This is a genomic window from Cellulosimicrobium sp. XJ-DQ-B-000 (assembly GCF_031119065.1).
GTDB classification, from domain to species: Bacteria; Actinomycetota; Actinomycetes; order Actinomycetales; family Cellulomonadaceae; genus Cellulosimicrobium; species Cellulosimicrobium funkei.
Map to the genome: position 1 here is coordinate 222,337 of NZ_JAVHYN010000005.1, position 14,026 is coordinate 236,362.

The following is a 14,026-nucleotide window of genomic DNA, read 5'->3' on the forward strand; positions in this document are numbered from 1 at the left end:
GCGCCGGCCCGGGGGACGCGTGCGTCCCCCGGGCCGGCGTGAGTCCGGAGCGGGTCGGTGCCCGGACGCGCGAGCGCCGGGTGAGGCGGCGTCGGACGTCCGCCTCACCCGGCGCTCCTGCGCGTCAGGCCGGTGTCAGCCGCACGACAGCGCGTCGTGCTCGGCCGTGACCGTGGCCGTCCTCCCCTCGGCGTCGGTGGCGGTGACCGTCGCGGAGCCGGCCTCGACCTCGCCGGAGCGGACCGCGAACGACTGGTAGGCGTTCGCGCCCGGGGCGACGTTCTCGACCGTCTTCGTGCCGTACGGCGTCTCGAGCGTCACCGTGAGCGGGACGTCGTCCTCGTTGAGGGCGCGCACCGCGACGTAGGTCTTGCCCGCGAGGCAGCGCGCCTGCGCGGTCGCCGTGACGTCGGGCCCGGCCTCGCCGGCGGGGACGCCGGTGAGGTACTCGAAGCCGTGGGCCGCGAAGTCCTCGCCGTCGGGCGCCTGGTCCCACTCGAGGACGTAGTACGCGACGCCGGCCTCCTGCGCCGCCGTGAGGATCTCCTGGAGCGGCACCTCGCCCTCGCCCAGGTTGGTGAACGACGGGCGTCCGCCCGCGTTCAGGCCCGTGGCGTCCTTGACGTGGAGCAGCTCGATCCGGTCGCCGTACTGCTCGATGAGCGCCGGGACGTCGACGCCCGCGTGGGCGGCCCACGCGACGTCGAGCTGGAACGTGACGTACTCGGGGTTCGTCTCGCGGACCAGGATCTCCCAGGCCGAGAGCGTCTCCCCCTCGTGCTCGTACGTCGTGCGGAACTCGCCGTCGTGGTTGTGGCCGAAGAACTTCGTGAAGCCGGCGTCGACCGCCCGCTCCCCGAGCCGGTTCATGGCCTCGGCCGTCGCGAGCGTGTTCTCGTAGGTGCCGATCCCCGGTGCGGGCCAGCCGCCCGAGCCGACGTACTCCTGGCCGAGCGTCCCCACGTAGTCCAGGGTCGCGTCGAACGTGGCCTCGTCGACGTTGTAGTGCGACGACTTCACGCTCAGGCCGTAGGAGTCGGCCAGCGCACGGAACTCCTCGGCGGTGTAGCCGGAGAAGTTGCCGCCGAAGGGCTCGATGTTCTTGAAGCCGATCTCCGACAGGCGCTCGAGGACGGCCGGGAGGCCCGCCTCGTTGACCCACGGGATGAGCGAGAACATCTGGATGGACACCTGCTCGGCCGGCACGACGACCGGCTCGGTGCCGCCCTCGCCCACGGCGAACGTCACCGTGTCGACGTCCACGCCGCCGGTGGTCGTCACGACGACCGAGCCGGAGCCCTCGGGCACGCTGCTCAGCGTCTGCGTGACGTCCTGCCAGCCCTCGCCCGTGAAGGCGAAGTCGGCCAGCGGCTCGGAGGACTCGGCCCCCTCGCCCTGCCAGCTCAGCGTGACAGTGCCCTCGCCGCTGCCGCGGACGGTGACCTCGTCGACGGCCTCGCCCGTCGGGGCGTGCACGAGCGCGAGCGGCCGGTAGGTGAACGAGTCGCCCTCGTCGAACGAGGTGACGTAGCGGCCGGCGTTCGCCGCCGCGTCCTCGACGACCTCGACGCCCTCGGCCGCGTCGAACCACTCGGCCTGCTGCGCCTGGGGCTTGAGGATGTGCGTGGCCTCGCCGGTGATGGCGGGGACGTCACCCTGGGCCTGGTCCGTGTAGGTCACGACGAGCGTGCCGAAGATCTTCTCGCCCTCGCCGTGCTCGACGGCGTCGGGGCTCGTCTGGATCGTGAAGCCGCAGCCGTCCTCGGTGTCGGCGGCGCGACCGCTCACCTCGGGGTGGGCGTGCTCGTTGTGGCCGAGACCGAACGTGTACTGGATGTTCCGGCACACGGGGTCGTCGCCGTCCTCGGCGTCGTGCACCGCGACGGTGTAGGGGACCGCGTCGCCCCAGTCGAAGACCGCGCCGTCCGGCTGGCTCAGCGTGATCTCCGGCGCGGTGTTGCCGACGGTGATCTGCTGGATCGCGAGGCCGAAGTTGCCCTCCGGGTCCGTGACGCGCAGCTGCACGGCGAAGCGGCCGCGCTCGGTGAACGTGTGCGTCACGGTCTCGCCCTGGGCGTCGTACTCGCCGTCGGCGTCGAAGTCCCAGTCGAAGGTCAGGCCCTCGTTCGGGGTCTCCGCGTCCGTGGTGGCCGAGGCGTCGAACGTCACCTCGAGCGGCGCGTCGCTGCCCGAGACCGGGGAGGCGGAGATCGCCGCGCGCGGGGTCTTGTTCTCCGACCCGTAGGTGATGCGGTACAGCCCGGCGTCCGGGTTCTGGCGGAAGAAGCCGTCCCCGTACTCCAGGACGTACATCGAGCCGTCCGGACCGAACTCCATGTCCATGACGTTGTCCCAGATCGGCTGGTTCACCGTCTCCAGGTGCGCGTTCGGCAGGAAGTCCTCGACCGCGGTGACCTCACCGGCGGACGAGAGCTCGTCGAGCGTGAACGCGACGACGTAGTCCTGGGAGAACTCGGCCATGAAGGGCTTGCCGTCCCAGTACGCGGGGAACTTGCCCGGCGCGTCGGGGTAGTCGGCGGAGCGGAAGACCGGGCCGCCCATGGGCGCCTGGCCGGTGCCGCCGAGCTCGACCAGCGGGTCGAGCAGCTCCGGCTGGTCGCCGGGACGGTCGCCGTAGTAGACCTGCGGCGCGGTGGCCGGCGGGAGCACGTCCAGGCCGGTGTTCCACGTGGAGTTGTTCGTCGCGCCGGCCTCGCAGTCGAACCACTCGCCGGGCGTGCCCGTCGCGAAGTCCCACTCGTTGTAGTTCGCGTTGGGGCCGTGGCAGTAGGGCCAGCCACCGTTCATCGGCTCGGTCGTCAGCTGCCACTCGACGAAGCCCATGGGGCCACGGTCGGGGTTGGCGTTGGCCGCGTCGGGACCGTAGTCGCCCCAGACGAGCGCCCCGGACTCGACGTCGTAGTCGATCCGGAAGGGGTTGCGCAGCCCCATCACGTAGATCTCCTCGCGCACCAGGTCCTCCGACCCCGCGTACTGCGGGTCGTCGAAGAGGTTGCCCTCGGGGATCGTGTACGTGGTGCCGGGCCCGACCTCGGTCCCGGGGGCGATGTCCTCGATCGGGTCGATCCGCAGGATCGCGCCGCGCAGGTCGTTCGTGCTGCCCGCGCCACGACGGGCGTCGAACCCGGGGTTCATGCCGGGCGCGTTGTTGTTCGGCGCGTAGCCGTCGGCGCCGGGTGCGCCGGCCGGGGTGTTGTCACCCGTGGACAGGAAGAGGTTGCCCTCGGCGTCCCACGCGATGTCGGCCCCGACGTGGCAGCACTGGCCGCGCTGCGCGTCGACCTTGAGGATCGCGCGCTCGCTGTCCAGGTCGAGCGTGCTGCTCTCCGCGTCCCACGTGAACCGCGAGAGCTGGTTGTAGCCCAGCCACCGGTCCCAGTAGCTCTCGTCCTCGCCCGCGGGGAGGGAGTTCGGCGCGCTGCCCTGCGGCGTCGTCTCGGGGTACTCGACCCCGGTGGGCGAGGTGCCCTCCATGACGCGGGGCGCGTACACGAGGTAGACGAACCCGTTCTCCTCGAAGTCCGGGTCCAGGGAGATGCCCTGCAGCCCGTCCTCGGAGTTGGCGTAGACGTCGAGCTTCGCGACCTGCGTCGTGCGGCCCGTGGCGGTGTCCGTGAGGCGGACGACGCCGTCGCGCGCCGTGTGCAGCACCCGCGAGTCGGGCAGCACGGCGAGGTCGATCGGTTCGCCGGTGTCCTTGCTCAGCAGGACCTTCTCGTAGTTGTCCCAGTCGAGAGCGGCGTCGTCCTGCGCGGCCTCGGCGGTGGTCTCGCTCTCGTCGCCGCCGTGACCGGGGTGCGCGCTCGCCCCGCTCATCGCGAGCGGGACGAGCAACGCGGCGGACAACGCCGCCGCGGCACCTCGGGTGAGCCTGCGACGGCCCGTGGATGGTCTGTGCACAACGTCCTCCTTGACGTGGATCGAGGAGCCCGTGGTCCCCCGACCAGCAGCGCGGCACCGGTGCTCGGTGCCGCTGCTTCGTCGATCGCCGCTGATCGGTCGACCCGGATGGGTGGACGGCCCCGGGGGCCGGGGCCTGCGCGGCGCCGTCCTGGCCCCGCGCTGCGTTCGACCCTAAGCGCGACTTTCGCTGATGCCAAGTCAGAAGTTGAAATATTGAGACGAAAAGTTGGGCCGGACCCCTCACGAAAACCGACCACAAGGTCGCTGTTCCTGGTGGGTCGCCGGACGGGCCCTCACGGTGAGCATCCGCCCGTCAGTCGACCCGGAGGCCGACCGTCGCGCCTCGCGCCGCGGGCCGGATCTCGACCCCGGGCAGCTCCGGCGACCGCGCGAGGAAGTCGCGCAGCGGGCTGCGGAACACGCCGTAGTCGTCGTGGTGGACCGGGACGACGAGCGGCACCCCGACGCCTGCCCCGTGACACAGGGGCACGACCGAACTACATGAGGTTCGGCGATGAACCCGCTGATCACGCGATCGGCCGCTCCCGCGGCGGTCTGACGACCATCCAGCCGCCACAGCTCCCACAGATACTCGCTGACCGCCCGACCCAGCAGCAGGGCGGGCACGGCGGCGGCGAGCGCGGCACCTCCCACGACGAGCGCGGCACCCCGCCGACTTCGGCCCGGCCCGTGCTCCGACCCTGCGCGTAGCGCCGTGGCGAAAAGGCACTAAAAGTGCAGAACGGACGCACCGCCCGTGCTTCGGTAGCGGGCGTCCGTGCTGCGACCGTGCCGCCTGGCGCGCCCTGCCGTCAGAGACGCCTGGCCTCAGCCGTCCGCGGGCCGGCGACCGAGCCGCGCACGACGAGGTGGAGCGGCAGCACGGTGCGCGCGGGCGGGTCCGCGGGGCGCGTGCCGGTCATCGAGCGCTCGATCGCGTCCATCGCGGCGAGCGCGAGCGCCGCGACGGGCTGCTCGAGCGTCGTGAGCTTGGGGCGCAGCCACTGGCCGACACGGATGCCGTCGCACCCGACGACCGAGAGGTCCTCGGGGATGGAGATGCCGTGCAGCTCGGCGGCGCCCAGCATCCCGACGGCCACGATGTCGCTGCCGACGAACACGGCCGTCGGCGCGTTCCCGGGCCGCGTGAGGTAGGGGAAAGTCGAGGCGCCGAACTGCTCGGTGTACGGCCCGTGGCGCACGAGGTCCGGGTCGACGTCGAGGCCGGCGTCGTGCATCGCGTCGACGTACCCACGCAGGCGGTCCTGGGTCGTGGACAGCTCCGCGGGCCCGGCGACGTGGGCGATGCGCCGGTGCCCCTGCTGCACGAGGTAGCTGGTGGCCTGGTAGGCGCCGCCGTAGTTGTCGACGGTGATGGTCTCGACGGGCAGGTCGAGGTCGACCTCCTCGTCGATGACGACGACGGGCAGCCCGTCCGCGACGGCGCGCGCGAGCCGGTCGTCGGTGCGGGACATCCCCACGTAGACGACGCCGCCGAGCGAGCCGTCGCTCGCGAGGAGCTGCCCCAGTCCGGACTCGGCGTCGCCGTGCCGCGTCGACAGCGCGACGACGAGCGGGACGCGGCGGTCGCCCGCGAGGCGCGCGACCTCCTCGGCGAGAGCGGTGAAGAACGGGTTGACGAAGTCGGGCACGACGAGCGCGACCACCCCGGTGCGACGCTCGTCGTCGCGCGCGGCGGGACCGGGCGCGGGGACGACGTACCCCACCTCGCGGACCGCGGCGTCGATCCGCGCCGCCGTCTCCGGCTGGACGTTGAGCTGCCCGCGCAGGTAGCGCGACGCCGTCGAGGCCGACACGCCGGCACGTTGCGCAACACGCGTGAGCGTCATGGCTCCCCTTCCTCGGGGCGGTCCCCCAGATCCCCTGCACTCTACCGGGAGCGTCGGGCCGCGCACGGGTGTTGACAGCCGCGCCGCTCGCCCCCTACGGTCTTGCGCAACGCTACACAACGTTGCGCAACGTCGTCGAGGACGTCGCCGCGCGACCTGATCGCAAGGAGGCCGGGATGAGCCGGGTTCTGCTCGCCGGGGAGTCGTGGATCAACGCGACCACCGACTACAAGGGGTACGACGCGTTCCCCCACGCCCAGCTCGAGATCGGGTGCGCGCGCCTGCTCGAGGCGCTGGCCGCCGAGGGCCACGAGGTCACGCACCTGCCCTCGCACCTCGTCGCCGAGGACTTCCCCTCCACGCTCGACGAGCTCGACGCCTACGACGTCGTGATCCTGTCCGACATCGGCGCCAACTCGCTCCTGCTCCCGCCGGTCGTGTTCTCCCAGGGGCGCCCGTTCCCGAACCGGCTCAAGCTCCTCGCCGAGTGGGTGCGCCGCGGCGGCGGCCTCATGATGGCCGGCGGCTACCTCAGCTTCCAGGGCTTCCAGGCCAAGGCGAACTACCACGGCACCGCGGTCGAGGCCGTCCTGCCCGTCGACATCCTCCCGTACGACGACCGCGAGGAGACCCCCGAGGGCATCGGCGGCACCCTGACCGACGTCGAGCACCCCGTCACCGCCGGCCTCGACCGCGAGTGGCCGATCCTCCTCGGCTACCAGCGCCTCACCGCCAAGGCCGACGCGACCGTCCTCGCCACCATCGAGGGCCGCCCGCTCGTCGCCGTCCGCACCGAGGGCGAGGGGCGCACGCTCGCGTTCGCCTCCGACATCTCCCCGCACTGGGCCCCGCGCGAGTTCATGGACTGGTCCGGCTACGGCCCGCTGTTCGGCCAGGCCGTCACCTGGCTCGCGGGCTGATGACGCCCGAGGTGGTGGTCGTCGGCAGCCTGAACATGGACCTCAGGCTGACCGTCGACCGCCTGCCCCGCTCGGGCGAGACCGTCTCCGCGACGGGCCTCGTCCGCTCCCCCGGCGGCAAGGGCGCCAACCAGGCGGTCGCCGCCGCCCGGCTCGGCCGCCGCGTCGCCATGGTCGGCGCCGTCGGCGACGACGACGACGGCCGCGCGATCCGCCGCCGCCTCGCCGTCGAGGGCCTCGTCCTCGACGGGCTCGCGACGGCGGACCGCCCCACCGGCGTCGCCGTCGTGCTGTGGGAGCAGCCCGAGTCGACGATCGTCATCGAGCCCGGCGCGAACGCCGTCGTCGACGAGGCGTTCGTCACCGAGCGCGCCGACCTCGTCCGCGACGCGGCCGCCGTCCTGTGCCAGTGCGAGACGCCGCTCGGCGCCCTGCGCGCCGTCGCCGCCACCGCGACGGGCACCACGGTGCTCAACCCGGCGCCCGCCGTCCCGCTGCCCGCCCCCGTGCGCGCCGCGTTCCGCGTGCTCGTGCCCAACCGGTTCGAGCTCGCGACCCTCGTCGGCGCGAGCGACGAGCCCGTCGGCACCGACGCCGTGCTCGCCATGGTCCGCGCGCTCGACCACCCCGGGGACGTCGTCGTCACCCTCGGGGCCGACGGCGCGCTCGTCGTCCCCGCGGGAGGCGCACCCGTCACCGTCCCGGCGGAGCGCGTCGACGCCGTCGACACGACCGCCGCCGGCGACTCGTTCTGCGCGGCGCTCGCGGACGGCCTCCTCCACGGCGGCGACCTCGTCGAGTCCGCCCGCTGGGCGGCGCACGTCGCCGCCTCCACCACCACCCGCCACGGCGCCGTCGACTCCCTGCCGCGCGCCACCGACCTGGCCCCCGAGGGCACCAGGATTCCGCTCCACAGCTAAGTCCGACGTACCGTCGGAGGAAGGCACGGTCACGCAATGAAGCACACCACGCCGGCGACCACCGGTTCCCCGTCCGGCACTCAGGGAGGTGCTGTGAGCCCGTCAGCCCGCCGCAACAGGGTCAAGGACACCGCGACCGCCCTGCTCGTCGTCGCGACCGTCCTCGCGGGGGCCCTCGGCCCCATGCAGGCGGCCGTCAACGGCCAGCTGGGCAAGACGATCGGCGACGGGCACGCCGCCGCCCTCATCTCGTTCGGGACCGGCCTGGTCCTCATGTTCGTCGTCGTGTTCGCGCGCCCCGCGACCCGACGCGAGGCGCTCGCGATCCCCGGCCTGATCCGCTCGCGCACCATCCCGTGGTGGAACTACCTCGCGGGCCTGTGCGGGGCCGTCATCGTCCTGTCCGAGGGCGTGACCGTCGGCGTCCTCGGCGTCGCGACGTTCCAGATCTCGCTCATCTCCGGCCTCGTCATCTCGGGCGTCATCTGCGACCGCCTGGGCGTCACGGCGTCCGTCAAGCAGCCGCTCACCACCACGCGCCTGCTGGGCGCGGCGCTCGCCATCGCGGCGACCGTCGTCGTCATCTCGCCGAGCTTCTCCGTGCCGCACACGATCGTGCTCGCGATCATGCCGTTCGTGGGCGGTCTGCTCGCGGGCTGGCAGCCTGCCGGGAACGCGGCCGTCGCCGACGTCACCGGGTCGATGCTCGTCTCGATCGGCTGGAACTTCCTCGTCGGCTTCACCGCCCTGCTGATCGCCTACCTCGTGCGCGCGGCCGTGGGCGGCGTCGACTTCCAGCTCCCGAGCGAGTGGTGGATGTACCTGGGCGGCCCGCTCGGCCTGCTGTCGATCGCGCTCATGGCGCTCCTCGTGCGCGGCCTCGGCCTGCTCCTGCTCGGCCTCGCCTCGGTCGCGGGCCAGCTCGTCGGCTCGCTCGTCCTCGACGCCGCGATCCCGGCGCTCGGCCACACCGTGCACGTCGCGACCGTCGTCGGCACGGTCATCGCGCTCGTCGCCGCCGGGATCGGCATGATCCCGTCCGGCAAGGCGGCGCACTCCGACGGCCCGGACGGACCCGGCCCGGACGGCTCCGACGCGGGCGTCGCGGCGGCCGTCGCGGGCGGCGAGGCCGGCGAGACGAGCGCGCGATGAGCGTCACGCCCGCCGGTCACGTCCAGACGGTCACCGGCCGCGCCGCGGCTGCGGACCTCGGCCTCACGCTCCCCCACGAGCACCTCTTCAACGACCTGTCCGGGGTGCTCGACCCGCCGAGCTACCGCTTCTCCGAGGCGGTCGTCGAGGCACCGGTCTCCGCGTCGGTCGCGTGGGCGCTGCGCCAGGACCCGTACTGCTGCGCGGACAACATCGCGGACAAGCCGGTCGCCGCGGTCGCGGCGGAGCTCGAGAGCTTCGCCGCGCTGGGCGGGCGCACGATCGTCGACGCGACGTCGAGCGCCGCGATCGGGCGCAACCCCGAGCGCCTCGCGGAGGTCGCGCGCCGTACGGGCCTGCACGTGGTCGCGGGCTGCGGTGCGTACCTCGAGAAGTTCGAGGGCGACCGCATCGCCGCCGCGGCCGTGGACGCCCAGGCGTCCGCGATCGTCGCGGAGCTCGCCGACGGGATCGGCGGGACCGGCGTGCGGCCCGGCATCATCGGCGAGATCGGCGTCTCGCCGTCGTTCACGCCGGGCGAGGCGGCGTCGCTGCGCGCCGCGGCCCTCGCGCAGCGCGAGCACCCGCACGTCGCGCTCCAGGTGCACCTGCCCGGCTGGCAGCGCCGCGCGCACGAGGTGCTCGACCTCGTGCTCGACGAGGTGGGCGTGCGCCCGGAGAAGGTCGTGCTGTGCCACATGGACCCGTCCGCCGACGACCCGGGCTACCAGCGGTCCGTGGCCGAGCGCGGCGTCTGGCTCGAGTTCGACATGGTCGGCATGGACATCACCTTCCCGAAGGAGGGCGTGTCCCCCGACCCGCACACGACCGCGACCGCGGTGCAGCGCCTCGTCGAGGCCGGCCACGCGGGCCAGGTGCTGCTCAGCCACGACGTGTTCCTCAAGCAGATGTGGGTGCAGCACGGCGGCAACGGGTTCGCCTACGTCCCGACGGTGTTCACCGAGATGCTCGCCGCGCGCGGGGTGCCGCGCGACGTGCTCGCGCGCCTCACGCACGACAACCCGGTGGCGATGCTCACCGCGTGACGCGACGCCGTCCGCCACCCGCACGGCCGGGGCCCGCCAGGGTCCCGGCCGTCGGCGCGTCCGGGACCTCCGGCCCTGGTCAGGGCGTCGCGCTCTGAGAGGATCGGCGCATGAGACGACGTGCCCTCCCGACCCTCGTGGCCGCCGTGGCCGCCACGGCCCTCGTGCTCGCCGGCTGCTCCGGCGGGTCCCCGGAGCCCTCCGCGCTGGACGCCCTGCTCGACCGCCACGACCTCACCGGGCTCAGCGGCCAGGAGGTCGTCGACCGGCTCGAAGGACTCGAGACGGCCGACCGGCCGACCGACCTCGTGGCCTCCGTCCGCGCAGCGGAGCTCGTGCTCGCCGACGAGTCGTACGAGACCACGGTCCCGCTGCCCGAGGACACGTTCTATCTCTCCGTCGCGCCCTTCGTGGACGAGACGCACGAGTGCTTCTACCACTCGCTCACCACGTGCCAGGGCGAGCTCGCGGGCGAGCCGGTCTCGGTGACCGTGGTCGACGCGGCCACCGGCGACGTGCTCGTCGAGGAGGACACGACGCTCGGGGCCAACGGCTTCGTGGGCTACTGGCTCCCGCGCGACGTCGACGCGGAGCTGCGCGTCGAGCACGACGGCCGGGTCGGCACCACGACCGTCTCGACGCGCGACGACGACCCCACCTGCCTCACGACCCTCCAGCTCGCCTGACGAGGCCCACGCGCCCCCCGCGCCGTCACGGCGAGGCGTGCTCGCCGTGACGCCGCGGGGGCGCCACGGTCGCCTCAGCCGCGGGCGTGGCGCCGCACGACGACGGTGCCGGCCGCCACGAGCAGCGCCGCGAGGAGGACGGCGGCGCCGAGCCCGGCTCCGGTCGTCGCCAGGCCACCGCTCGGTGGCGTCGCCGCGGTGCCCGGCCGCTGCCCCTCGGCACCGGGCCCGTCGGGGACGACGGGCACGTCCGCGGTGTTCGTCAGCACGACCTCGACCGTCGTCCCGTCCCCGACGACGACGCGCGCGGAGCCGTCGTCGAGCACCTCGACCCCGTCGCCCGCGAACGCCGGCGCCCGCCACGCGACGCCGTCGAGGGCCGCGGGAGCCGCCTCGGTGAGCGTCACGACCGTCCCGGCCGGCAGGTCCGGGAGCACCTCGGTGCCACCGTCCGTGAGCACGAGCTCCCCGGTCACCTCGCCCTCGGGCCCGTCGTACGCGTAGCCGACCGGGTACGTGGTCCCCGTCGGCACCCCCGACGCGGCGGGCCCCGTCACGCGCTTGGTCACGGCCACCTCGCCGACGTGCGCGTCGAAGGTGTTCGTCGCGACGACGTCGATCGTCGCGGGCGACGCCGCCGTCACCTCGATCGGCCCCGCGGGGGCGAAGGCCACGCGGTCCGCGCCGCCGTCGTCGATCTCGGTCAGGGAGCACACGGACCCGACCGGCACGCCCGCGAACGTCGTGCTCGCCCCCGCCGAGACGGTGGCCGAGCGCGGGAAGCCGGCGAGCGCCTCGCCCTGCGCGCCCGTGCAGACGAGCTCGAACGCGAACGGTCCCGTCACGCCCTGCGCCGCGTCGCCGTCGACGCGCTTGGCGAGCCAGATCGTGCGCACGCCCTCGCCCCCGCCCGTGCCGCCGGCGCCCGCGTACTCCGCCGACGCCACGACGTCGCCGGACGCCAGGCCGGTGACGGTGTTCTCGTAGCGGTCGCCGTCGCGCGCGTCGGCCGGGACCGTCGTCGCGTAGGACAGCACGTAGACGTGGTCGGCGCCGTGGGCGTCCGGCACGCTGAACCGGAACTGGTTCGCGCCCGGCCCCGCCTCGACGACGTAGTCCGCCGGGTCCAGCCAGAATCCCGAGCCCCAGAAGTCGCCGTCGTCCCAGCTGTCGACGGGCACCGCGAGCACGCCGACGCTGTCCTCGACGAGCGTCAGGCGGGGGTCGAACGTGTCCGTGAGCACGACCGGGGACCCGTCCGGGCCCGTGAGGAACTGCCCGGGCACGTACACGTCCCAGCGCACGACGCCCGCGGCGCGGTCGTACCAGCCGCCCTTGACCGGCGAGGTGGGCGGCTGCCAGCCGCCACCACCCTCGCCCTCCCCGATGCCGCCGGGGACGTCGACGCGGAGCTCCACGCCGCCGCCGGTGGTGAACACGAGCACCTCCGCGTCGCTCGTCTCCGTCACCTGGGCCCAGAAGTACACCGTCCCGCCGACGCCCGTGTGGTCGAGGACGTAGTCGCCGAGCGTGCACAGGAACTGCGTCTCGTCGACGGTGCACGTGCCGACCACGGCGCCCGCCGGGTCCGTCAGCTCGAACGTGTCGGCGAACCCGGCGACGCGCGGGCTCGTGGGCAGCGCGAGACGGAACGTGTCGCCCGGGCGCGCGTCGTCGGACACCGCCCACGTGGCGTCGAGACGGATCGAGTCCCCCTGGTGGATCGCACCGGTGGGACGGGTGATCTCGACGCCGGTGATGGCGTCGAGCTCGGCGGCGCTCGCGGTCGTGGGGACGGCGGCGAGGCCGAGCACGGCCAGCAGCAGCGTGACGGCGGCCGCGAGGGCGCGGCGCACGGGTCGGCCGCGGTGGCGCGGGGGTCGGGCGGTGGGGGGCACGGGTCTCTCCTTTACTCCTGGACGGTCGTCCAGGAGTGAGGACGCGGTGCGCCCCGGATCATCACGCGGCGTGCGCGAGATCACACCTCGCGCACCGCCCGCCCCGCGCACGACGACGCCCGCCGCACCGGGGTGCGACGGGCGTCGTGCCTGCTGGGCCAGGGAGGCGTCAGGCGGTGCCGCTGAAGTCGACCACGAGCTCCTCGGTGACCGTCTCGCCGTCACGCTCGGCGGTGGCGGTGACCGTCACCTGCCCCGCGGGCACCTCGACGAGGCGCGTCGCGAAGGCCTGGTAGGCGTTCTTGGTCGGCGCGACGGCCGCGAACTCCTTGGTCCCGTACGGCGTGGTGACCGTGAGGTCCACGGCCGTGTCGTCCTGGTTGACCACCCGGACCGCGAGGTACTGCTTGCCGCCCATGGTGCGCAGCTCGGCCTCGGCCGAGAGGTCGAGTGCGGGGCCGTCGTCGACGAGCGCCGACTGCCAGTCGACGAGGTCGTCGATCTTCGTGCCGAGCAGCGCGCGGTCGCCCGCCGCCGCCGACAGGTGGTCGACGAGCGACCGCGCGCCGCCGAGCACCTGGACGGCCGTCGCGGGGTCGTCCGCGTCGGCCGCGCTGCGCGCGCTGCCGAGCAGCGACGAGATCGCGCCGGCGATGACGCCGTCGCCCACCGCGGAGGTGTTCAGGCCCGCCACGAGCTCGTCGACCTCGCCGAAGGTGACGCAGTTGCCGCCGCCCTCGACGACGCCCGCGGTCCACTCGACGCCCTTGAGGACGTGCTCGAGGAACAGCGGGTCGGTCCACGAGGCGTCGGTGTGCCCGGCGCCCTCGTACCAGGAGCGACCGCCCTCGAAGTTCTGGCACCACGCGATCGGGTGGTCCTCGCCCATCGCGTTGTTGCCCGGGTTGTACGTCGACTCGTCGAGCGTGATGAGGACGTGGACGTCCTCGCGCGGGTTGGTCGTGTAGTTGTACCACTCGTCGAACCGCTCCCAGACGGCCGGCAGGTGCGCCGTCGAGGGGTGACCCGGGCTCTCGACGCGCATCGTCGCCGTCTGCTGCTGCGGGTGGCTGACGAACCGCGCGCCGCCGCCCGTGAGCTGGCTGTACCAGGGCACGGTGTGCATCGTGTCCGTCGCCGCGTGCAGGCCCACGAACCCGCCGCCGCCCCGGATGTAGCCCTGGAACGCGGCGAGCTCGGCGTCGTCCAGGAGGCGCGGCGTGGCCGGGTTGAGGGAGTTGGTGTTGTCGACCGGCGACGCGAAGACGATGGTCGCGTACTGCGCGAGGTCCTCGGCGCTCGTGAACGGCGAGGAGTCCATCGTCAGGTCGGGCTGGCCGGGCGAACCGCTGCCCCACCACCCCGCCGAGCTGTTCGGCGGGTCCCACACGTCGACCGTGAAGCCGTTGTCGGCGCCGAGCTCGATGAGCGCGCGCGTGGTGTCGTCGATGTGCGAGTGGCGGAAGCCGAGCGTCTCCCCCACGACGAGGATCTTGTAGTCCTCCTCGTCGGCGGCCGCCGGGCCCGCGGTCATGAGCGTGGCACCGCCCACGAGCGGCAGCGCGGCGGCCGCAGCCACCGCCCGCCGGAACGTCATGCCGCTGAACAAATCCATGCGTGCTTCTCCCTC

The 14,026-nt window shown here is 73.6% G+C and carries 10 protein-coding genes; 5 read left to right on the forward strand and 5 right to left on the reverse strand.

All coding sequences use genetic code 11. From position 1 onward, the window contains the following. Positions 1–135: 135 nt before the first annotated feature. From RDI86_RS10375 to RDI86_RS10385, 3 genes are all read right to left on the reverse strand, one after another. Positions 136–3,867 (reverse strand): PQQ-dependent sugar dehydrogenase, encoded by a 3,732-nt coding sequence (locus RDI86_RS10375; protein WP_251176255.1) that lies wholly within the window; start codon positions 3,865–3,867, stop codon positions 136–138. 370 nt (positions 3,868–4,237) lie between these two features. Continuing rightward, complete coding sequence (locus RDI86_RS10380; RefSeq protein WP_308821341.1) at positions 4,238–4,414, reverse strand: hypothetical protein; 177 nt, start codon at positions 4,412–4,414, stop codon at positions 4,238–4,240. Between the two features lie 322 nt (positions 4,415–4,736). After that, on the reverse strand, positions 4,737–5,774 hold the full coding sequence (locus tag RDI86_RS10385) for a LacI family DNA-binding transcriptional regulator (protein ID WP_308821342.1): 1,038 nt from the start codon (positions 5,772–5,774) through the stop codon (positions 4,737–4,739). A 176-nt stretch (positions 5,775–5,950) separates the two neighbouring features. Between RDI86_RS10385 and RDI86_RS10390 the strand changes: the two genes are divergently transcribed. The 5 genes from RDI86_RS10390 (at position 5,951) to RDI86_RS10410 (ending at position 10,498) form a co-directional block, all read left to right on the forward strand. Then, on the forward strand, positions 5,951–6,694 hold the full coding sequence (locus RDI86_RS10390; RefSeq protein WP_043653991.1) for a glutamine amidotransferase: 744 nt from the start codon (positions 5,951–5,953) through the stop codon (positions 6,692–6,694). Next, entirely contained in the window at positions 6,694–7,614 is a 921-nt protein-coding gene (locus RDI86_RS10395; RefSeq protein WP_043653989.1) for a ribokinase, read from the forward strand. The genes RDI86_RS10390 and RDI86_RS10395 overlap by 1 nt, the downstream gene beginning before the upstream one ends. 93 nt (positions 7,615–7,707) lie before the next feature. Then, positions 7,708–8,766, forward strand: a complete 1,059-nt coding sequence (locus tag RDI86_RS10400; RefSeq protein WP_308821343.1) for a DMT family transporter — start codon at positions 7,708–7,710, stop codon at positions 8,764–8,766. Continuing rightward, a complete protein-coding gene (locus tag RDI86_RS10405; RefSeq protein ID WP_043653986.1) occupies positions 8,763–9,812 on the forward strand; it encodes a phosphotriesterase in 1,050 nt (349 codons plus the stop codon). Before RDI86_RS10400 ends, RDI86_RS10405 begins: the two co-directional genes overlap by 4 nt. A gap of 110 nt (positions 9,813–9,922) precedes the next feature. Continuing rightward, positions 9,923–10,498, forward strand: a complete 576-nt coding sequence (locus RDI86_RS10410; protein ID WP_021483840.1) for a CueP family metal-binding protein — start codon at positions 9,923–9,925, stop codon at positions 10,496–10,498. A 74-nt stretch (positions 10,499–10,572) separates the two neighbouring features. Here RDI86_RS10410 and RDI86_RS10415 read toward each other — a convergent pair whose 3' ends face one another. Further along, entirely contained in the window at positions 10,573–12,396 is a 1,824-nt protein-coding gene (locus tag RDI86_RS10415; RefSeq protein ID WP_308821344.1) for a DUF5979 domain-containing protein, read from the reverse strand. Between the two features lie 169 nt (positions 12,397–12,565). Further along, a complete protein-coding gene (locus RDI86_RS10420) occupies positions 12,566–14,011 on the reverse strand; it encodes a ThuA domain-containing protein (RefSeq protein WP_081599940.1) in 1,446 nt (481 codons plus the stop codon). Positions 14,012–14,026: the final 15 nt, after the last annotated feature.